This is a genomic window from Nocardia miyunensis NBRC 108239 (assembly GCF_001613065.1).
Taxonomy (GTDB): domain Bacteria; phylum Actinomycetota; class Actinomycetes; order Mycobacteriales; family Mycobacteriaceae; genus Nocardia; species Nocardia miyunensis.
The window spans coordinates 53,525-76,087 of the sequence record NZ_BDBQ01000037.1 but is presented as its reverse complement, the minus strand read 5'-3'; the positions used below and the strand labels follow the sequence as shown (position 1 = coordinate 76,087).

Annotated in this window: 9 protein-coding genes; 1 reads left to right on the top strand and 8 read right to left on the bottom strand. The window is 66.8% G+C overall.

The features are described from left to right. Positions 1-3: 3 nt before the first annotated feature. Positions 4-1,044, bottom strand: coding sequence for a (4Fe-4S)-binding protein (locus tag NM2_RS15720; RefSeq protein ID WP_245718049.1), 1,041 nt, complete (start codon positions 1,042-1,044; stop codon positions 4-6). Between the two features lie 280 nt (positions 1,045-1,324). Between NM2_RS15720 and NM2_RS15715 the strand changes: the two genes are divergently transcribed. Then, positions 1,325-2,773: an aldehyde dehydrogenase family protein gene (locus NM2_RS15715; protein ID WP_067669188.1), complete on the top strand. Its 1,449-nt coding sequence runs from the start codon at positions 1,325-1,327 to the stop codon at positions 2,771-2,773. Positions 2,774-2,986: 213 nt separating this feature from the next. On the opposite strand, the gene NM2_RS15710 is transcribed toward NM2_RS15715, so the two are convergent. The 7 genes from NM2_RS15710 to NM2_RS15680 form a co-directional block, all read right to left on the bottom strand. After that, entirely contained in the window at positions 2,987-3,643 is a 657-nt protein-coding gene (locus tag NM2_RS15710) for a PaaI family thioesterase (protein ID WP_067669186.1), read from the bottom strand. A 219-nt stretch (positions 3,644-3,862) separates the two neighbouring features. Then, entirely contained in the window at positions 3,863-5,578 is a 1,716-nt protein-coding gene (locus tag NM2_RS15705; RefSeq protein WP_245718048.1) for a hypothetical protein, read from the bottom strand. A 333-nt stretch (positions 5,579-5,911) separates the two neighbouring features. After that, entirely contained in the window at positions 5,912-6,589 is a 678-nt protein-coding gene (locus tag NM2_RS15700; RefSeq protein WP_067669183.1) for a response regulator, read from the bottom strand. Continuing rightward, positions 6,586-7,914, bottom strand: a complete 1,329-nt coding sequence (locus NM2_RS15695; RefSeq protein ID WP_067669364.1) for a sensor histidine kinase — start codon at positions 7,912-7,914, stop codon at positions 6,586-6,588. The genes NM2_RS15700 and NM2_RS15695 overlap by 4 nt, the downstream gene beginning before the upstream one ends. An 82-nt stretch (positions 7,915-7,996) precedes the next feature. Next, positions 7,997-8,842: an ABC-2 transporter permease family protein gene (locus tag NM2_RS15690; RefSeq protein WP_067669182.1), complete on the bottom strand. Its 846-nt coding sequence runs from the start codon at positions 8,840-8,842 to the stop codon at positions 7,997-7,999. Continuing rightward, positions 8,839-9,774 (bottom strand): ABC transporter ATP-binding protein, encoded by a 936-nt coding sequence (locus NM2_RS15685; RefSeq protein ID WP_067669181.1) that lies wholly within the window; start codon positions 9,772-9,774, stop codon positions 8,839-8,841. Before NM2_RS15685 ends, NM2_RS15690 begins: the two co-directional genes overlap by 4 nt. 359 nt (positions 9,775-10,133) lie before the next feature. Beyond that, a complete protein-coding gene (locus tag NM2_RS15680) occupies positions 10,134-22,154 on the bottom strand; it encodes a WXG100-like domain-containing protein (RefSeq protein WP_067669179.1) in 12,021 nt (4,006 codons plus the stop codon). Positions 22,155-22,563: the final 409 nt, after the last annotated feature.

Below are 22,563 nucleotides of genomic sequence, written 5' to 3'. Positions count from 1 at the left end.
CGATCACGCCGACGGGTCGCGCGGGCGCGGACGGGGGCCGATCTGATCGAGCAGGACGTTGACCTCGTCCGGGAAGCCGTTGGTGACCGGCTTCGCGACCTTGTGCGGAAACCGGCGCGTGACATGCTCTTCGGCGGCCGACCCGGACAGCACGTAGACCGGTTCGGCCTTGTTCTGCAACGGGCGCACGACCTCGTCGAGATGTTCTCGCCGATTTTCCAGGAAGGCTCCGATGACGTCCTCTCCCGCGGGGCACACCGCCATGCAGTAACCGGCCTTGTAATTGGGTTTGAACGACAGGCTCTGCCACATCGAGAACGATTCGCCCGTGGCCACCCGCTCGCGGTACTCCTCGCGGTCCGCACTGTCCGCGATGGTCTCCGCCCAATCGGTGAAGCCGCCCATGAACTCGCGATAATTATGGGTGTAGCACGCCTGGAAATCGAAGCCGCCGTCCTCGGCGATCGCGCCGACCGGACACGCGGACACGCACAGCTTGCACTCGAGGCAGGGATTGAATTCCAGCGCGGCGCTCCGCTCGTCGACCACCGCATCGGTGACCACGGTGCCGAGCAGGATGAAGTTGCCGAACCTCGGGTGAATCACGTTGCGGTGTATACCCATGACGCCCAGCCCGGCGGCCTCGGCCACCACCTTGTGCGCGATGACCCAGATGCGTCCCGGGAACTGATCGACCTCCATCGGGTACCCCGGCGCGGGATACACTGCGCGGTACCCGGCATCCTGTAGCGCCCGGGTGATCCGGCGGGACACCTCGTTGGTCTCGTCGTCGGCGTGATTGAACTCGGTGTTGGCCAGGCTGCGCATCGGACTGCGCAGATTGTCACGGTTCATCCGCACGCAGAACGAGACGAAAGTCCTTGCAGCGGGAAGAATTCCGCGCGCATGCGGCAATTCGGCGGCCACTCGCGGATCGTCCACCGGGACGAAGCCCACATCGTCCGCGCCCGCCTCGAGGCAGATCTCGCGCAGCCGCGAGGCGGCCAGCACGGGATCGGGCCTCGTTCTGTCCCGTTCTGCCATCCGCCTGACGGTCGGATGCTCTGCCAATCGCCGCGGTCTCGTGGGTTCGGAATCCATCACCATCGGGGCTCTCCTCGCCTGTCTCCTCGAGACCGTCACGGCCTCGAGGAGGTAGACACCGCAGCGCGGGAAAACTCATCGCCCCAAGCCGGGGTAGATCATCGCTCTTGCCTGACGTAATTGTGATTATCCGTTGACGAGAGTGATATTCTCGTCGCATTCGCATACACGGAGAGGCGCTTGCACATGTCGGAGCGGCTCGGCGAAAGGACAAGGGACAGTGAGTAACGCCATCGATGTCGAACCTGCGGTCGAAAGCCCGAGCTCGGGAATCATTCCGGTCTACGACCCGTCCACCGAGGAGTTGATCGCGGAGGTCCCCGATTCCGACCAGAAGGCCGTCGATGAGGCGGTGGCTCGGGCACGCGAGACGTTCGAATCGGGCGTGTGGCGCAAACTGCCCGCCGCGCACCGCGCGAACGTGCTGTTCCGCGCGGCGAACATCATCCGGGACCGCATCGACGAACTCGCCGCGCTCGAGGCCCGCGACAACGGCATGAACGCCACGGCCGCGAGCCACATCATCAAGGTGTCGCTCGAGATGCTGGTGTACTACGCCGGGTGGGTCGGCAAGATCCACGGCGAGTCGGCCAATCTCGTGTCCGACGGTCTGCTCGGCGAATACGAGACCTACCACACCTTCACCCAGTACGAGCCGGTCGGCGTCGTCGGCCTCATCATCCCCTGGAACGGGCCGTTCTTCGTCGCGATGCTCAAGGTCGCCCCCGCCCTCGCGGCCGGATGCAGCGCCGTCCTCAAGCCCGCCGAGGAGACGCCGCTGACCGCGCTGAAACTGGAGGAGATCTTCCGCGAGGCGGGTCTGCCCGACGGGGTGCTGAACGTCGTGACCGGCTACGGGGAGACCACGGGTGCGGCGCTCACCGCGCATCCGGACGTCGACAAGATCTCGTTCACCGGATCGACCGAGGTCGGGCGGCTGATCGTGCACGCGGCCGCCGGAAACCTCAAGCGCCTCACGCTCGAACTCGGCGGCAAGTCACCGCTGATCATGTTCGACGACGCCAATCTGGACAAGGCGATCATGGGTGCGGGCATGGGCCTGCTGGCCGGTTCGGGGCAGAACTGCTCGTGCACCTCGCGCATCTACGTCCAGCGCGGCATCTACGACCGGGTCGTGGAGGGTTTGGCCGCGTTCGCCAAGATGCTGCCGATGGGCGGCAGCGACGACCCCAATTCCGTTCTGGGACCGCTGATCAGCGAGAAGCAGCGCCAACGCGTGTCCGGCATCGTGAGCGACGGAGTCGCGGGAGGCGCGGAGGTGGTCACCGGCGGCAAGGTGCTGGATCGCCGCGGCTACTTCTACGAGGCGACGATCATCACCGGCACCACGCCCGATATGCGCCTGATTCAGGAGGAGATCTTCGGGCCGGTCGGTTCGGTCATCCCCTTCGACGACGAGGACGAGGTGATCGCCGCCGCCAACGATACGCACTACGGGCTGGCGGGATCCATCTGGACCGAGAACCTCGGCCGCGCCCACCGCGTGGTGAACGAGCTTCGCGCAGGCCAGATCTGGGTGAACTCCGCCCTCGCCTCCGACCCGTCGATGCCGATCTCCGGGCACAAGCAGTCGGGCTGGGGCGGCGAGCGCGGCCGCAAGGGCATCGAGGCCTATTTCAACCTCAAGTCCGTCTACATCGGGCACTGATCGCGTATCGAGGGTGAATCCGGTGGAGATGTCCGCACCGGATTCACCGGCCCTCAGTCACCGACCCCGTTGCGCCGCAGCAGGATCGCGCCGATGCCGCACACCTGATTTCGCATCCGATCCCGGTCCGGGGACGATTGCCGTGCGGCCGTCCGGCCCGGCTATCGAACGACCTTCGTGTTCGATCTCGAAATTGCCTGCCGCCCCGCGACTTCAGCGCCGTCTCAGGGCTGGCTTATCGATGAACAACGCATCTACGGACACGCACAGGTCGCCCTCGGCCGTGCGGATTTCACCGGCGGAGCAGACCTTGCGGCCGTCCTGCGAAACCATCCGGCCGCTCACGATGAGCGGCACGAACAACGGTGTGGGACGGTGATATCGGACATTCAGCTGCGCTGTCGCGCCCGTGCGTCCGGACCACGCGTTGGCGACGCCGAGCGTGTGATCGAGCAACTGAGCGGACACTCCCCCGTGCACGTGGCCGGGCGGTCCCTGATACGGGATCGTCAGGGAGACAACGCCTTCGACCGATCCGTCCGCGCGTCCGGAGAGAACGAGCGGTGGGGCCAGGGCGTTCTCCGGACCGGTGACGGGGTCGTGACGCGTGACGCCCTCGCCGTGCCACATGTCGACCAGGCGTTCGGCAACCGCCGGGGCGTGCTGTTCGAGATGGTCCGCGATGTTGTCGAGCTCCTCCGCGACCCGATCGAGATTCGCGTTCGCGCGGTCGGTGCGCAGTAGTGCGTCGACCACCCGCCGCGCCGCCGCGGTCGCGCGGTCGACCGGCGTGTGCCCGGGCATCGAGGTCAGTACGGTGCCGTCCGGCGAATCGGACACCATGGGACGGACTTTCGGATCGTGGGTCATCGAATCTCCTGCGCCGTTCCCGGCTGTCGCGACGTGATCTGGAGAGTAGCGGTGCATACCGGTCGCGGGCGTCCCGGAGTCCCACCCAGCGGGCGTCGCGCTTGCGCCCAGCGGCCGTCGGCATAACCGGCCGGGTCGAGCATGGGGCGCACGGAACACCGGTCGACGGATATCCGTGCACCGCAAGCCCTCCCGCTCGGCAGGCTCGGACCGCCGGCCCTACCGCAACTCGGTGGCGAAGTCGGCGAGGGCGGTGGAGATGGGTTCGGGCTGGTGGTTGTTCTGATCGGCGGCGGCGGTGAGAACATCCAGATGGTGATAGCCCGGCGCGATGACCACCCGGCCCCAACGTGGCACGCCGTTGGGGACCACCAGACCCGATCCGCCGAGGAGGTTGATCGTCGGATGCGCCGTGATTCCGTCGGGGTGTGCCAGCAGACGGGAAATCTGCGGGTCGTCGGCCTGGAACAGATCGGTCGCCAGCTTCGTCGGGAAATAGTCCTCGGTGAACGGCAACGGCTGCTCGGCCAGGCTGCGCGCCAGCTCGCCGATATCGGTCACCTCGGTTGCCGGTGTGGCGTAAGGCTTTCCGGCTCGATCCCGGTAGATCGTCGCACCGGGCGCGCCGATCCGATCATAGTTGCGCCAGGTGTACAGCGGCCCGTCCGGTTGATCCGGGATCCCCAGGGTGTCCGGGCCGAGAGCCGCGCCGGTGAGCGGGGCCGGCACCGGATTGTGCGCGAGGTCCTGCGGCAGCGGAAAGTCCTTGTCGCGCACCGGTCCTCCGTCGAAGAATCCGGGACTGGTCTGCAGGAACGCCAGCGGCTGGGAGGCATTGCCCATGAGCGCGCCCAGCACCGCGGCGTTCGTGAGCCGGAACTGCCGGACCGAGGGTGATCCCGTGGCGAATGCGGCCGCGTCCCGGGAGAACAGGAATCGCAGCGTGGTGTCCAAATTCGGAGTGAGCGGAAGTGCCGCGGCCAGATGGCTCAGCCCGCCCGGATCCACATCGGCGGCCAGGCCGACGATGCCCAGCAGAGTCATGGTTTCGGGTCCGATGAGCACCGGCAGGTTGAGCGTGCGCGGCGCAACGCCCGAGCGCAGCGCGGCCTGGGTCGCCTCGTAGTCGAGCCCGCCGCTGGGCAGGATCGCCGACAGCGACGGCATCCCGGACAGCGCCGACAGCGACGGGGAGATCGTGGTGTCCAGGGCGAAGTAACCCGCGCACTGCCGGTAGCCGGGATTACCGCCGAAGTCCGCGTCGGCGAAGAACGCCGTCACCACCCCGCCGAGGGAATGGCCGCCACACAACACTTTTCGCTGGCGCAGTGCGGGATCGGGCAGTTCGTGGACCAGCAGGTCGTACTCGTCGGTGATCGTCTGCGCGATACCGACATTCGCCAGCCACCCCACCCGGTCGTTACCCAGGAAGCCCGCGAAGGTGTGCCCGTCCACGGGGCGACGGTGATAGTAGTAGTCGACCGCGACGTCGTAACTGCGCGCGGCCAGTCCCGCGCGTACGCCGGTGTGATCGTCGAGACAGTTGGACCGCCGATCCAACGCCCAGAACTCGATGTGCCGACCGCTGCGGGCCGCCACGGCAACGGTATTGCGGGCGACGCTGTCGAATGCCCCGGCTCCCTCCAGAATTCCGGGCTGGGCGATGAGAACACGATCCGCGTCGGCGGACGAGGACGGCCCCTTCGCATCGCGATATCGCAGATACGACAACCAGTCACACGCCGCGGGATGCGGGCCGATCGACTCGGGCAACGGAATACGCACGCGCACAACCGATTCGTGCACCGAGGCGACCGGGGATTCGATACGCACCGCCGTCTCGACGCGATCCGAACCCACCGGATTCGCCGCACCGGGAGCAACCGGCAACGCGGCCGCGACCACGGTTCCCGCCACGACCAGAAGTCTGGACACAGGCCCGGTGATGCCACGTCGCATCGGACCACTCTCCTAATCGAGATTGTCAGGGCATCGCCCCTACCCGCAGGTAGCGTATGGTCGGCAGGGTGTCGCCGGTGCCGAATCGGCCTGTCCGGTTTCCGGATATGAGCGCCTCGGCACTGTGATCCACCACAGTCGGTACGGAATTGCAGAACCACCGATGTTCTCCTGAAATGCCTTCCCGCACCGAGTGATCGGGAAATCCCCGGGAATGCTGCCCGGCGTCGCCACAGCCGCTCGCACGCGCGGCTCGTCGACGACTCCCACAGCGCGCCAAGCCTTTTCCGGAAGACACGGCGGGGGTGTTCAGGGCGGCGAGTTGGGCTGGGTCAGCCCGAGGTCGTAGGCGATGATGACGGCTTGGATCCGGTCGCGGGCGCCGAGTTTGGACAGGACTCGGCCCACGTGGGTTTTGACGGTGGATTCGGAGAGTACGAGGCGTTCGGCGATTTCGCCGTTGGTCCAGCCGCGGCCGATGGCGACGAGGATTTCGCGCTCCCGATCGGTCAGGGACAGCCAGCGGGGGTCGTTGCCGCCGGGCGGGCCCGCCGGGCCAGCGGGCAGGTGCTGGGCGTAGGTGTCCAGGAGACGTCGGGTGAGAGTGGGGGCGATGACCGCGTCACCCCCGGCCACCGCGCGGATTCCGGCCAGGAGTTCCTCGGGGTGGGCATCTTTGAGCAGGAATCCGCTCGCCCCGGCACGCAGTGCGGCGTAGGCGTATTCGTCGAGGTCGAAAGTGGTCATCACGAGGATCCGCGAACGTCCTCCGGCGGCCACGATGCGGCGAGTCGCCTCGATGCCGTCCATGCCGGGCATCCGGATGTCCATGAGCACCACGTCGGGGCGGAGTTCCGCCGCGGAGCGGACGGCCTCGGCCCCGTGTGCGGCCTCGCCCACCACCTCGGTCTCGGGCGCGGCGTCCAGCAGCATGCGCAGGCCGTACCGCTGTAGCGGCTGGTCGTCGACGATCAAGACGGTGGTCACGGTTGTCCGCCTGCGGAATTCGGGAGCGAGCTGTGGTCGGTGAGGTCGAGAATAGCCTCCACGAGCCAGCCGCCACCGGAGGTGGGGCCCGCGGTGACGGTCCCGCCGTACAGCGCGGCGCGTTCCCGCATCCCGGCCAGCCCGTGCCCCTCGCCGGGAGATCCGGAACCGACCGTGCCGTCGCGTCGTCCGGTGTCGCGCACGCGGATCCGCAGCCGCGCCTCGTCCGCGCTGACCGTGACATCGACCTGGCTACCGGGGCCGACGTGCTTGAGCGTGTTGGTCAGCGCCTCCTGCACGATGCGGTACGCCATCAGCTGCACACCGCGATCGAGGCCGTCCAACGCACCGCCGCTGTGATAGACGACCTCGGTTCCGGCCGCCCGTACCCGGTCGAACAGCGCCTCGAGATCGGCGATGCCCGGTTGCGGTTCGAGTTCGGGGGCCTCGGTGTGTTCGGTACCGCGTTCACGCAGCACGCCGAGCATGCGCCGCAGTTCGCCCAGCGCCTGACGTCCGGCGTCGCCGATGAGCAGTAACGCCTCCCTGCCGCGCGCCGGATCCGTTTCGGCGGCATAGGCCCCACCGTCGGCCACGGTGATGATCACCGACAGGTTGTGGCCGATGATGTCGTGCATCTCCCGTGCCACCCGGGTGCGTTCGGTCGCGGCGGCGAGTCTGCTGCGCTGGTCGCGCTCGATTTCCAATTGGGCGGCGCGCTCGCGCAGGGCGGCGAGCTGGGCCCGGCGCGCACGCACCACCAGTCCCAGCGCGACGGCCGCGGTCACGGCACAGAGCAGGAAGAACAACACCTCCCACCGCAACGCTCCGCCGGCGACGCGGAACGCGACCGGCACCATGACCGCGGCGGCGGCCACACACGCCCACAGCAGCCGGTCCGGGCGGCCCCGCAGGGCGACGCTGTACAGCGCGATCAGCAGCGCGGCGTCGGCGCGCAGGCCCGCGCCCAGTAGCCACTGCACCACGAATACCGCGGCGATCACGCCGAACGCGACCGTCGGCGCACGCCTTCGCCACAGCAGCGGCAGTATCAGCCCCGCCTGAAACAGGAGGCTGACCGGTGCGGGCAGTTGGGTGAGCACGACCTGCGGGTCGCGCGGGCCGCCGGAATGCGCGGGCTGCAACAGATCCGGTCCGCCGAAGGCCAGAAAAACCAGTGCCGTCACGACCGCGTCGAGGATCCACGGATGCGCCCGATCCACCCGCAGCAGACGCCGACGGAATCGCGCGAGCCGCTCGATCATCGGCGCGGCGAATCCCGGGAGCGGCCAGGCCGCGATCCCCGCTGTGGTGTCGGTACGCATCGCTGTCACCCGTCCATCGTGTCCGACGACCGCGAACGCGGCACCGGGACCTCGCCCGATGCCGCGATTCGCCGGCATTCCCTCACGCGTCGCTGCGCGCCAGACGGTATGCGGCAGCGGCGAGTACGAGGACCGTCCAGCCGAGGAAGACCAGCAGTCCCGCCGTCGGCGACAACGTGCTCGTGTCGTGGTGCAGGGCGAACATCGCCTGCCCGGCGTTGCTGGGCAGGTACGGGCTGACGTGGTCCTGCCAGCTGTGCGGCAGCAGCGAGACCAGGCTCGGAATCAGCAGCAGCACACCGATCAGCACCGCGACACTCCCCGCCACCGACCGCATCAGGACACCCAGGGCAGCTCCGATGATGCCGACGAGGGCCAGATACAGCCCCGCGCCGAACAGACTGCGCAGCACGCCCGCGTCCGTGATCGACTGCGCCGCCGGGGTTCCGGCGAGGATGTAGTGGTCGATCAGGTACGTGAGGAAGGCCCCGGCCGTGCCGACGACCAGCGCGACCACGCCGTAGACGGCCACCTTGGACCACAGCACGGTCAATCGGCGCGGGACCGCGGTCAGCGTGGAGCGGATCATGCCGGTCGAATATTCGCCCGCGACGACGAGCACGCCCAGCACACCCAGCGCCAGCTCCGCGAAGTTGATGCCGTACAGCGACAGGCTCAGCGTGGTGTAGCCCGCCCACTGCGTGTCGAGCATCTGCCCGTTGTTCAATTTGGACTTGTACTGAACCGCGGCGATCACGCCGAACCCCACCAGGAACAGCAGCGCCAGTCCCAGCGTGATCCAGGTGGAGCGCAGCGACCACAGTTTCGTCCACTCCGAACGCATCACCCGCGCTGTGGTCACCCGGTAGACGGGCCGGGCGGACTGTTCCGACGTGGGCACCGGAGCTTGTGCGACGGTCGTGGTCATGCTGCCCTCCCGAGGGTCTCGATAGCGGTGTTGCCGTGGTATTCGACGGAATCTCTGGTCAGGTCCATGAACGCCTGCTCCAGCGAGACGGTCCGCGCGGTGAGTTCGTACAGGGCGATGCCGTGTTCTGCGGCCTTGGATCCGATTGCGCGCGTGGACAATCCGGTCACCTGCAAGGTCTCCGAGCCGGTTCGTCCGGTGATCTGCACCCGAGGCCCGGCCAGCACCTCTCGCAGCCGCACCGGATCCGAACTCGCGACGGTGACCGTGTCGCCACCGGCTTCGCGGACCAGATCGGCCACGGTGGTGTCGGCGAGCAGCCTGCCGCGGCCGACGATGATGAGATGCTCTGCGACCAAGGCCATTTCGCTCATCAGATGCGAGGAGACGAACACCGTGCGGCCCTCGCCGGCGAGTGTGGTGAGCAGGTTGCGGATCCACAGCACGCCCTCGGGATCCAGGCCGTTGACCGGCTCGTCGAGCATGACGGTCTCCGGATCGCCCAGCAGCGCCGCGGCGATGCCCAGGCGCTGCCCCATCCCGAGCGAGAAGCCGCCCGCGCGTTTCCCGGCGACCGCATCCAGCCCGGTCAGCTGGATCACCTCGGCCACGCGCCGACGGGGTATGCCGTGCGTCTGCGCCTGTGCCAGTAGATGATTGAACGCCGACCGGCCCGGATGTATGGACCGGGCCTCCAGGAGCGCGCCGACCTCCTGCAGTGGCGCGGGATGTTCCGCGTAGCGGCGGCCGTTCACCGTGACCGTCCCCTCACTCGGCGCGTCGAGTCCGACGATCATCCGCATGGTAGTGGATTTCCCAGCGCCGTTCGGCCCCAGGAATCCGGTCACCACCCCGGGCCGGACGGTGAAGTCCAAACCGTCCACCGCCGTCTTCTCGCCGTACCTCTTGGTGAGTCGCTGCGCCTCGATCATCACTCGCCCCTGTGTTCACGCGGTCCGGCCGGTCCGGCTCGCCTCCATACCTCGAAGTTAGAAGCGCCGCGGCCGCGATCGGTGGTACCGCGGCAGGAACTTCGGGCGGGGCATGGTACCGCGGTACGACACGTCATATCGGAGGGCGAGAGCGAAATCGCCGGTGGCGGGGCACGGCGGTACCGGCACGCCGCGACAACAGAATCGGTTGAGCGACAGCCACATTCCGGATCGGCGCGTTGCGCATACTGCGGCGGAGACTCGATCCCGCGCGCGGCCGGTTACCGCGATGACAGCCCCGCTGGCCGGCTGTTGAGCCGTGCGGCACGACCTGGATCGGCCAGCCGTCAGGAACGCGGTCAGTCGTGACTACCGGTGTCGAGTCGTACGCCGATGCGGGCGTTTCTCGGGAATTCGGGGATGGTTTCGTCGCGCAGACGCAGGGGGCTTCTGATTACGCCCTCGGATGTGTAGAGGATTGCATGGACGCTGGCGGGAGTGCGCTGGCCGGGAAGCGTATGGGTGCGGTCCGTGGTGTCGTGGACGAAGATCGTGCCGTTGTCGTCGAACATGCGGTATGCGTACGCGCCGACACCGTTGGAATCGGCGGTGGGGTGCACGGCGACGACGAGAGCCTGGGCTCCGGGCCCCAGAAGCTGGAGTTGGCGGGAGATTCGGTGGTCGTCGGGGTATCCGCGGAGTCTGCCGCCCGCGGCTCGCTCGAGGTCCCGTCTCGAACGGCCCGGCAGCGGCGAGGAATGACCGGGTGGGCGGATCGCGGTGCTTCCGGTGTCGCGCTGAATACCGGTGAGCGCGTCGGCGACACTGTCCGAGGGCGTCCGGGGGTGCCGGGTGGTCGGCTGCACGGAGTTCGTTATCGCCGTGTGCGCGGTCGTACCGTCGCGGTGAGTGGTTCCGGTGATGGAAGTCGTTGTGCGGCTGTGGAACCGGTTCAGCGGACGGCGGAAAATGTCCCGCAAGTGGCGGTGTCGTGCGCGGTCGACCGAGCGAGGCTCCACCTCGGCGGTCGTATTGCCGGATGTGTCGCGTCCATGCAGCCGGGAGACGAGGCGACGCAGGCGTTGCAGTGGTGTGCGCGGAGCCGAGGCGGGCTCGGGTGAGCCACCGGTGCGCAGGGGTCTGCCATCGCCGCGCGGCGGTTTGCCGTCGGCGCGGCGCGGTTGGTCTCTGATGGGTGGTGTGTCATCTGTGCGGACTTCGGCGCCTCCAACGGACACGGGGATCGTCTCGGATGCGGAGATCGTCAGACCTGCGGCGCTTCGGCTTTCTGGTTCCGGCACCACGGTGACATCGGGCAAGTGCGATAACCGCGGGTCCGGGCTCGCGGATGTCTCGGCGGGAAGTAGCGGGAACGAGCGCTGTCGCCCGATCATGCCCGGGGACAACTCATTCCATCCTCGCGCAGCCCGGCGACGCCGCAGCGGCGGTGCCCGGTGGATGAGTCGCCCGTCGGATATCGGCGAGGACTTCCCAGGCGACTCCCGCCGATCCTGGCTGCCGTCTCGGTCACCGGGCAACGGGGGCATCTGCGAATCGGTGGCCGTGATCGGCTCGATCGGCGGGTGTGGGGAGATAAGCCGCTGGGACAGTGCCTCGGAGTCGGTCATGCGAATCGATCCCTCGTCGTCACTGTCGGAGCGAAGCGCGGATCGAATGGCGGCCAGACTCAGCGGTTGGGCGGATACCGGCGATTCCGTGCCGGACAGCGCAGCGGACTCGCTGACGTCCGGCTCGTCGGCTTCGCTGCGTCCCAGCGAGAAGGGCCGATCCACGACATCGGTCACCTGCGATGCGTCGTCGCCCAGCTGCTTCAGCTCGACCCGGGAGTCGAACTGCTCCTGCCGCACCGACTTCACCTCGGAAGCCAACCGCTCCAGCACCTCCGGCTCGACGTCGGAGTCGGACGACTCCTGCCGCACCGGCTCGACCTCAGAGGCCACCCCTTCCTGCCGCACCAGCCTGGCCTCGGAATCGAACCGGTCCCGCACCTCCGGCTCTACCTCGGGGGCCAACTCCTCCTGCACCTCCGGCGCGACCTCGGAGTCGGGCCGCTCCTGCCGCGTGCCGAAATGGGTGATGCCGGTTCGGGTTTCGTCGTCGCGCTGCAGATGCAGCGGAGGTTCGCTGACAATGGCCGGCTGCTCCGGTGTGCTGCGCGGCCCGCCCCCGAGCCGGAACGGTATGTCGAAATCGTGGTCGTCCCCGCCGAGCCGTTCGATACCGACTCCCGACTCCGTCGAATGCTGCGGGCCGCCCGGCGCGGACAGCTGCGCGTGCCGATCCTCGGTGCTGTACACGGACCCGTCGTCGGAAGGGGAAGCATCCTTCGTGACAGGTGCGAACACAACGGTCCCCGTGGGCGAGGGAGGCGGCAGGATGCCACGAGACGCCTTGTCCCCGAACGGCTTACCTTCCGGCACAGCCGGCGAGGAGTGCGACTCACCGCTGTCGGTAGCCGATGTGTGGCCGGGCTGCGGTAGGCCCGGATCGTGGGTTATCGATGTGTCCCCGGTCGGGCCGGAGTTGCGGACGACAGTGACACTGGGATCGGCGAGGGCCTGTTCCAGCGTGACCGATACCGGTTGGTCCGCGGCATCGTGCATCTCGCCGGGCCACGCATCGGTGGGCGGCAGCCAGATGTAGCGTGCGCCGGACTCGTCACCCAGGACCACGATCCCAGGGGTGTGCGGCGCGGACTCGAGGTAGGAGTGCGGCGTGTGCCGCTGTACGGCAGGGCCGAGCAGATCGGTGAGTTCGTCCCAGTTCCTGGCTGTTGGTTGCCGGGTAGCTCCTGATTCGCGCGGAGCGGAGCCGGGAACATAATCTGCGGTGGGCACTGCGAGGTAGTAATGGCTGCCGTGCACCAGGGTCGTCGCGTCCGGTGCGGCGGTCGTGTCCTCGCCGAGGGTCCATCCGCCCACCGCCCGCAGTTCCTCGTTCTGCACTCGCAGAGTCAGCCCGCGGCGCGCCAGCACAGCCGTGGCCGCCTGCGGGACGAGGTGACTCACCGCATTGCGCCACACCCTCCGATTCGTTATCGCCTGAATCTGCTCGTAGAAGCGATCCCGGAGCCGGACCGTGTTCCTGGCCCGGAGCAGATCCCGAAGTTCGGGGCGTTCGAGATCCCTGGCGCCGGGTACCTCCGCGGCGGACAGGATGGTGTGGAAGGCCCTGAAGTAGGTATCGGGATCGGCGCGCAGTTCATGGGCGACTTCCGCGCGCAGGCCTCGGATCCGCCGGTCGAGTTCGGCCGCCGACGCGGGCGGGTCGTCGTGGTGGACAACGCGTTCGAGGGCATAGAAGAAGCAATCGCCATCCGGCGGCATCGACTCCCACACATGTCCCGCCGGCGCGGGGATCCTGCCCACCGTGCCCGACCGCAGACCTGGACGCCGCACTCCGCTGAGAGTTGTATCGGTCCTCTGCTGCACCTCGTGGGTCTGCACGCCCTCTTCGGTCGGCCGGTCTTCCACGAGCGCCGCCGAGCGCGGAACCTCCAGCCCCGGAGGTGTTTCGGTGGTGCGGATCAGAGCGTCACCGGAGACCCAGAGGGTGCCCTCGGGTCCTCGCACCTCGATCTTGGCCAGGGCGCGCAGGCGATGGCCGACCGTACCGACGGTTTCGCCGCCTCCCTCGGGAGCGGGCCCCTCCATGGGAGTGCCGAAACGCAGGAGTTCGCGGCGGTTCGACGTGACGACGCTGAACTGCCCGGCACCGGCGTGCTCACCGGTGAGCGGAATCGTGAACGCGCCGCGGTCGTTGGCCTCCCCGGTGTAAGGACTGCTGAGGCCGAAGTTGGCGGTGGTGTTGATGGAGTTGTCCGCCTCGGTCTCGAACCCGTCGCCCGACCACCAGATGTCATCGATCGCGATGTCCTTGCCGGTCTTCTCGATCTGGGGCGAGTAGAGCGTGATCTTGACGGAGGTGGGGCCGACGTGATCGTCGTCCCGTGCGGGTGGGCCGGACACGAGCGGTTCCCGCAGCGACCGGGTGTTGAGGAAGGGCGCGGTGGCGGCGGGGCCGAGCAGAGTCACGCGGTTGCTCTCGACCAGAGTGGTCAAGCGGATGAACATGCCCTCCGAGGAACGGTTCGAGAGCATCCGGTCCTCGATGTCGAGCGAGGGATCGACCTGGCGCAAAGCCTGTGCCAGCTCCGGCACACCCTCGAATTCGTAGATCTCGATGCCCCGCGTGGGCACCCAGGTCGGCCCGTTCAGCAGTCGCTGCACGGCGGGTGACACCTCCATCTCGATCACGGCGTCACCCTCGGCCGGGGCCGGGGGACGTACCGAAGGATCGGATCGGTAGATACCGGGTTCTGGAAGTTCGGCGGGGGTGTCGGCATCCGGCGTCTCGGAGGTGTTGAAGCGGATGAGGGTGCCCGCTTTGACGCTGTTCCGGGATTCCGTCGTCGGCGCGGCGAGCCTGGCCAGGTCCGAAAGTCGCAGTGGCGGAAGAAGTCCGATGCCACCTCCCGCCATGGCGAAACCGCTGATGCCGCGCCGCACCAGCAATGCCAATCGCGCCTCGTCCAAGGGACGCTTGCGGACCTCCACCACGTACTCGTGGGGAACAGGGAATTCACTGGTGTTGCCGAAACTGCGTTGCCACGCGCGCCGCTCGCGAGCGGAGGTCTGGATTTCGGTCACATTGCTCTGGCGTTGAATGCCGAGATCGAGTTTGGGCCGGTGGCCGCCGTGCTGGCCGCTGAGGGTGAAGTCGATCTGGTGCCCGCGCTTGCGGGAGTCCGACATGCGGGTGGCGCCCGGGACCTCGAGGGCGGCGCCGTCACCATTGGAGTGGCCGAAGATATTGTCCACGCCGGACGTGCTGGTGACCCGTTTGCCGCGAATGGTGGTCAGATCCACGGACGGGTCGGGACGAGCCGAGAACGTCACCTCCACCAGGTGCGGATCGAACGGTCGAGTGCGGTCGATCAGATGGAAGGCGGTGATTCCGTCGGGCCCGGCGTTGGGCAGCGTGCGTAGCGCCAATGTGGTGGTGTGCTCGTTGATTCGGGTCTCGACACCGGCCAGGTAGTTGGCCGAGCCGGGCTGGGTTATCCCCGGCGCGTACTTCTCCACGAGCTCGAGCGCGAGGTTCTGGTATGCCTCGCGGCCGCCTTCGACCTCGACATTCGTCACGGCCCCGTACCCGATCCGCTTTCCCTTCACATACGCGATCGGAAGTCCGCGATCGGGTGGATTCGCCTCGGCGATATCTCCGTACTCCTGCCCGAACCCGGCTTCGAGGTTGGCGTCGTCGACCAGGGCGAGCAGGTCGGGATTGTTCTGCAGATCATTGTCGACGAGCAGGAACTCCACCGCGTCGGGCAGATCCACCACGCGGGTGCGATCTATCCGGGGCCCGCCCGCGATGAGCCCGCGGGCGAGGTTGCGAACACCGACACGGACATTGACGAGGTAGTGCGCGTCCGCGATGAACCAGTGGACCGGGGTGGTGTCCTCGGTGGTGACACGGAACACGGCGGAGTTGTCGTTGACGGTGTCGCTGTGCGAGTTGCTGGTGCTGTAGTGGTAGGCGGCACCGGGAATGATGTTCTGATCGACCTTGCCGACCGATTCGGTCACAGACGCGCCCCACTGGTGACCGCGCTGGTCACTGTCGGTGTGCCCGGCGCCGTTGACGGACTGCAACCAACGCTCGGCATCCATCTTCGGCGGTCGGGGCCGCACCCTGACGTTGGTCAGGTAACCGGTGGTCTTCACGGTGATATCGGTGCCGGCCAGCGTGCCGGGCGTCGAGGCGCCCTCGACGGCGACGTAGGAGTCACGAAAGATCCGCGGCGCGTCGGCAGTCATGTGATACGGCGACAGACTCGTGTGGATGGCTTCGTGAGCCATCGACGCCGGGTTCGTGGCGGGTTCACCGACCGCGTTGCGCCAGAGCCACCGCCCCACCCGGTATCCCATATCGCCTGCCTGCCCCACCGCCCAGTGGGTCGAATTCTGCAGGAAATCGCGCACCTGAGGCCAGGTGAGCGTCGGTTCCGATGCCTCGTTCGCCGTGTTGTCCGCACGCGGGAAGCCGCCGGGAATCGGCAGGTCGTCCAGATCGTCTCGGCGGGAATCGGTTTCGACGGTCTCCTGTTCCCGCGAGTCGTCGTACGGATGCTCTTGCGGCGAGTCGTGTCCGTCCCTCGACTCGGGTGGGGTGACGACGATCCGCGGAACCTCACGAGAACCGACGAAGCTCCCGTCGAGGCCCGGAGGCGGCACATGGGCGTCGTCCTCGAAATCGTATGCAGTGAAGGCGTTCCGCGCGGTCGTGTTCCAGGTCGGCAGTTCGATCTCTTCGGGAAAGGCACCGATGATCCGCGGAGCGGTATCAGTATCCTCGAACGATCGATGCACCGGAGACGTCTCCGATTCCGGCTCTGGAGACGTCTCCACGGAGAGTTCTCTGTGCTCGTGGGAGGCGTCTTCCTCGGCGACTTCCAATGCGATGTCATCGATGAGATCGAATGCGGCCCTGCGGACTTCCCTGCTGCCGCCCACCCGATCGAAAATAGTGGTGTCCGGGGGGCGAAAAACGTTGTCCTCGAGGCTGCGTCCCGCGGACGGCAGCGCGAGCCGCCGGGCATCGTCGTCATCGAGGTCACGGAAGGTGGGGGTGGCAGGGCCGTCGTCGAATTTGTCGGCGTGCGTGCGATACGTGGGGACGGCCAGGCGAACACCGCCGTCACCGCTGAGGTCGTCCGGTGCTGAACCGTGGCTGTAGGTCATCACGATCCGGTGCCGGACCGGTACGCCGAAGATCTGGGTGCCGTTCTCGGTGGGGCTGAGCGTGTAGTACTCGTGACCTGTTCCGGAATTCGAATCCCGGATCTCGGATTTCCCGCCCGAAAAAGTGTAATCGGGCGTGAAACCCTGGAACCACAGTCTGGACTTTTCGTCGAAGGGACTGGTGATCGAGGCGTTGCCGCCGATATTCCACGCGACCGGCGTCTTGGAGAACTGCTCGTCCCCGGGAATCGTGGAACCGCTGTAATTCAATGTCTGGACCTTGGGAAGCGTCCATTCGTGTGTCACACCGTCATGGGGGTCGTCCGAGAGATAACGCCGTTCGGTGATCAGGAAGACCGACACTCGCCTGGTGCCGGTCGAGGTGGGCAGTTCGAACCAGGTGGGCGCGCCACCCTCCCAGGTGGGCTCGCCGTCCTTGCCGATCCGTTCGTCGCCCTCGATCGCCTGGTCCAGCCCGCCGCGCAGCCCGAGCTGATTGCTCATCTCCTCGAATTTACGAACGTTGTTCAGGCGTTCGGTATGCGTGGATTCCAGCGTGGTCTTCTCCGACAGCCAGCCCAGGGTGTCCTGCCGCCAGCTCGGTGCGTCGCGATCGGGCGGAAAGAAGCCGAGGCCGGACATCCATTTCTTGACCTCCGCGAACAGGGGTTTGGTCCCGTGGACGGCCAGCGGGGTCGTGGACACACCGAGCTGGCGCAGGTGGAGGATCTCGGACGGTAGGTACAGCTGCACGGTGGGCGCGTGCCCGAGCGTCTCCAGCGAGGGCACCAGGATGTTCACCGGATAGTCGTGCCCGCCTGCCAGCGGTGTGCCCGGAGCCGGATCCACGGCGTGACTGTTGGGACGAATCAGCGTGACGTGCACGGTCATCCGGGGCGTGACGTGCAGGAGCGGCTCGCCCGTGCGCAGCGAATGCGCGATACGCGCACTGCCGCCGTAGTTGAGCGTATGGCTGAACTTCTGAGATGCGCCGCCCTTGATGGTGATCTGCCCACCGAGCGACTGAATTCCGGTGTCGGGATCCGTTTCTTTACCGCCGAAACCGAATCCGAGCGACGGATTGAAACCGAGCGAGTTGGCGGTTACGGAACTGCCCTGCACGCCCAGCGATCGCAGCACGAAGGATTCGAGCACGGATTTCTCCGTGGTCGGTCCGGTTATTTCTTCCCCACCGTGCAATACGACGCTGACCTGTAGCGCGCCGATCGTCTTGCCCGAGGACGTGTAGAAGGTCGGCGAAATAACAGTGCTCTCGTCTTTCTCCTTCTCGTCGCCCGTCCGCCCCACTTCCTCGCCCGTCGTCTCCGCGTCGTCGGCCGACGGCAGATCATCGGGCGTGCGTGCGGCGGCCGTGATCAGGCTCCGAAAATTTCCCTCGCCGAAGAACTCTCGGAATTGCGCCATGGAGTTGTCCGACATATTGCTCAAATCCGCACGGAACGACGACATGACATCGGCCATGATCTGAGCGTGGTTCGGAATGGTGACCGGACCGTAGAGGTGGAACTCCCCCACGGCACGGCTCATCGGCGCGGGAACGGTGCTGGGGATCTTGTGGTTGATGGCCGGAATCGCGCCGACCTTCAGGTAATTCGGGAACCAGACCAGCATATTGCTGGGCGGATCGGCGGCCAGTCCCTTCGCCGGATCGCTCACCGTGGGATACCACACTCGGTCCGACGGAGTCGGCGATATCGCATCGCCCAGGCTGTCGCCGTGACTCAACTCCCAGGTCATCGCGAAATCGAACGGCCAGGAACGCCCCTTGCTCCGAATGATGACCATCGGCTGCACGGTCGAGGTCACGGTCATGGACGTGGACACCTGATTGTTGACGAGGTCCAATTCCCCACCCAGAGCGACGTAGGTCAGTGCGCCATGATCCGCGGGAAAGGTGTGGGTATAGGCGTAGGAGAAAGCCCTGTAATCGCCGTTGCTGCTGGTATCGGCGGTTGCCAGGATGCCGAATGCCCACTGTTGAATCCCCACCGGCGGCCCGTCGGACAGTGGTGCGATCTGCTCCTTCGAGGGGCCGATGGCGCGCAGCGAAACCCGCAGCGAGACAGGATATCGACGACCCTTGTATTTCACGCGCAGCGGCATACCCGTCGCACTCATCAACTGGGGCCATGCACTCGCATCGCTGGAGAGCAGACGTTGGGTCAGCACCCGGCCGACAGATTTCCGGAATTCCTCGTCCACACCACGATCGCCCTCGACCCTATGGAATATCTGCTCGTGCAGCCAGTCCACTGTTTCCTGCGGGACCGGGACGATATTGGTCAAGTCCTTGGCGCCGTCACGTCGGGAACCGAATTCCCGCACCGCAACGGGAAGATCGTCTCCCGGCGGCGTGATCACAATTTTAGGAATATCCCAGGGGAGTTCCGGCTCCTTCTCGAGTTCCAGTTCCTTGTTCGGCTCCGGCTCTTTCTCCCTCTCCGGCTCGGTCTCCGGTTGCGGCTCCTTCTCCTTCTTCGACTCCGGCCTCTCCTTCGGATCGGCCTTCTTCTCCGGTTCCGACTCCGCCTCCTGACGCCGCCCTCTCTTCGCCTCGGGCTTCACCTCGGGTGCGGTCGAATCCTCTCGCGGTGCAACGGAGTCCAGCTCATACGGATCACGAACGGGCCGGTCGGAAAGGAGCGGCGACTCCTTGTCGGACTTCGGTCGGCCGTCCGTTTGCTGCCGATCATATTCCGCCACAATGGTGTCCGGCTTCTCCTCACCATCGAGCCGCTCGACCGTGCTCTCCTGTTCGCGCGGAGCATCTTCCGGCCCCTGTTCGACGACGTCGTCGCCATCGGTCCGGTGCGTGCCGATGCGGACCGGACCGAAATCCTCGGCGTGGCTCGTGCGCTGCTCGGGCTGCAGATGCGGTGCGCCACCGCCGGTGTACAGGATCGCGTGGGTGGACCGGACGTCCGACGACGCCCGCGGATGCCGCTGCTCGGCGGCCCAGTCGATGACCCGTATCTCACCGTCACTGTTGTGCATGAGGTAGGCGTGCGCACCGACGCCGTACCTGTCGGTGGGGCCGTGGTACGCGTCCACGACGAGCGCGACCGAGCCTGGGCCGAGGTCCAGCAGATGGTCGACGATGCTGTCGTGGTCGTCGAAACGGTGTAGCGGCGCTCCCGCGGCGTCCTCGAGTTCCAGGGCGCTCATGCCGCTGCGTCCGACTTCGTTCTCGGGCACCCGAGCCGTGGTGCTACCGGTCAACTCGACGATCTTCGCCAGAGCCAGCGGTCCGCACGCGTTGAGGTTCACCACACTCTCGTCGTCAGTTGACCGCCACTGATGATCGTGGTCCGCCGGAAGGTGTTGCACCGGTGCAGGTTCCGACGCCGGAAACCGGTCCGCGCTGTCGCGAACCGTCGATCCGGTACCCAGACCCCTTATCTCCGAGTCATTTCCGACATCGGCGAGACCCGCTCGCCGCGGGTTGCCTTGTGCGTCGGGCGTAAGGCTCGCGGTGCGGGCCGGTCCGGCACCGTCGGATCTCCCCATGGGCCGGGTGATCTCGGTGGACTCGGCCGTAGGGTCCGAGACCCTTCCTGTCGCAGCGGATTTCAGCACAGACTCCGTGACCGGCAAGTCGGTGCCGCGCGACGAGATGACAGGCTGCGGCCGGGTCTGCGCAGCCGTCACCGGTGCCGTGCGCACCGAGGACCCGTCACCGCCGTTCGCCGAGATATCCGCCCGCGGCGTGGTCCGTACCCCTGAACGAGGTGCGTCACGCGGTGATCCCGAAATATCCGCGCTACGTGCAGCTTTCGATGGGAGCGACGTCAACGTCTCGTTGGAATCCGATATGCGTACGGACGACGGCCCCCGAGTCGGCATGTCTTGGGCACTGACCGAACGCGAGGACGTCGACGGTTGAGACGAAGTCCGGGTGATACTCGCGGAACGTCCGTGGGATGTCCCGCCGAAATTTTCCGGGCGTGCGGATACCAGCGGCTGCGATGACGTCTCGTCAACACTCCGACTGCGACCGATCAGCGACGACTGCGAGCGGGCCTCACCGACACTCGTACGCGACGCGGATATCGACGACCGCAGCGCCGTCTCATCAACGCCTCGGCTACCTCCAGTCAGCGACGACTGCGAGCGCGTCTCACCAATACCCGTACGCACCCCGGCTACCGACGACTGCGACGACGTCTCATCAACAGATCGGCTACGACCAATCAGCGGCGACTGCGAACGCGTCGCACCAACGCTCGTACGAGACGCGGAAGCCGATGTCCGCGAAGATATTTCATCGATTTTTCGAGAGCGCGGAGGGACCGGCGCACTACGGGTGTTCGTCGACGCGAAGGACACCGACGACTTCGGTGGCGTCGGAGAGACCCGTGTGGAATGCACTACCTCGGGAGTGCCGTCGCCACTCGCCGGACGTGTGGACATCGCCGACGCCGGGCGCGTCCCGTCGTCGCCTTCCGGCTCGAGCGGGCTGAACGTGCTCGCCGAGGCGTGTGTCGCGGATCCCGACCGATCACCAGCGCCGGGACCGGGCTCGGAGTCCCAGTCACCGGAGCGTCCCGCCACGAATTTGCCGCCACCCCACTTCTCTTCGCTGCCGAACGAATCCGACACGCCGCCTGCCGACTCGTCGACCTTCGGGGCACTCCCGTCCGTGTGCCCGCCGCCCAGGGACAGCGAGCCCAGGCGGGTTTGAGTGGCATGGCCGATGACGCCGTGCACACCACCGACCAGGCCACCACCGACACCGCCCAGCAGCGCCGCGGGATCGAATTCCCACTCACCGGTGATCACGCCATTGGCCACTATCCCGGCTCCGGCTCCGGCCAGGCCCGCCGGCACGGCCGAGGCCACCGCGATGCCGCTGGACTTCCACCAGGTCATCGAGTCGGGGCCGACCCAATTACCCAGTCCCGCACCGAGATAGTGCCCCACTGGGGTCGCGACACCGGCGGAGATGCCGGCCACCGCCGCAGTGGTGAGCGTCTGCTTCCAATCGATCCCGCTGCGATGCCCCTCGTTCTTCTGATACCCCTGAATGGCCAGATCCTGCGCGAAGCCGATACCGGCCTGCTCGGCGACCTCGATCGCCGCCAGCTTCCACAACGGCATCTCGGCGACTCTCGCCGCGTGCGCGATCAGCCGATTCGTCAGCGCACGACCGATGATCCGCAGGATTCCCGCACCCTCGGCCTCGATCGCGGGCACCGCGAAGGCCCCCCACAACGTCGCCAACGCCCACGCGATCTCGGCGGCCATGATCGCCAGGGTGCTGATGATCTGCAGCTTCGTGTACTCGATCTGAGTGCCGCAGTCCTGCACACTGTCGCCTATCTGCTGCAGATTCCTGGCGATCGCGTCGACGGACTGATCACCGGAGAGCAGCGCCTCGAACTGGGACGCCATCTGATCCCGGCCGCTGCCCGAATAATTGTCCAGCGCGGTGTCACACGCGGTCTGCACCGCCGATATCAGAGCCCGCAGATCCGTGGCCGCGGTATGCCAGTCCTGGGCCAGCGCGAACAACTTGTCCTCGTCGCCCTCGGGCCACGCCGTACCCGCGAGATAACTGAGCCAACGCAGGCCCTGAGGCATCTCCAGGGACATCGTTCACATCTCGGCCGGAGTTGTCCGCCGAGAACGAAGAACGCCCCTTCGACCGGGGCGCTCGCTCCAGGCGCTGAAGTCATTGCCGCCGAACAACATCGAAAGACCACCCTCCTTCGTCCCCGGCGATGGCCCCCGATTCGGTCAGCCGGGTCGCAGCGAGTTGCGCGAGATCGTCAGCCAGTTACATCTGCATGACCAGAAGATGATCTTTGTGCAAAACCTTTGGGGCGTCAGCAGTCTCGATCACGCTGAGCCGAATCCCGAACAGTCGCAACGAAACGCGTGGTTGGGTGTCTGTGCACCAGCCGGAGCGAGGACCAACTGTCACTGAAACTACTTACAGCGCAGGGTAATTGGCGCTCGGCGAACCGATCGTTTCGGCCACCGAGACCACCGATGACATCCG

Excerpts from the sequence above, each read along its gene's own strand:
- NM2_RS15680 (WP_067669179.1), bottom strand. The coding sequence starts at position 22,154 with ATGTCCCTGGAGATGCCTCAGGGCCTGCGTTGGCTCAGTTATCTCGCG.
- NM2_RS15690 (WP_067669182.1), bottom strand. The coding sequence starts at position 8,842 with ATGACCACGACCGTCGCACAAGCTCCGGTGCCCACGTCGGAACAGTCC.
- NM2_RS15685 (WP_067669181.1), bottom strand. The coding sequence starts at position 9,774 with ATGATCGAGGCGCAGCGACTCACCAAGAGGTACGGCGAGAAGACGGCG.
- NM2_RS15720 (WP_245718049.1), bottom strand. The coding sequence starts at position 1,044 with ATGGCAGAACGGGACAGAACGAGGCCCGATCCCGTGCTGGCCGCCTCG.
- NM2_RS15710 (WP_067669186.1), bottom strand. The coding sequence starts at position 3,643 with ATGACCCACGATCCGAAAGTCCGTCCCATGGTGTCCGATTCGCCGGAC.
- NM2_RS15695 (WP_067669364.1), bottom strand. The coding sequence starts at position 7,914 with ATGCGTACCGACACCACAGCGGGGATCGCGGCCTGGCCGCTCCCGGGA.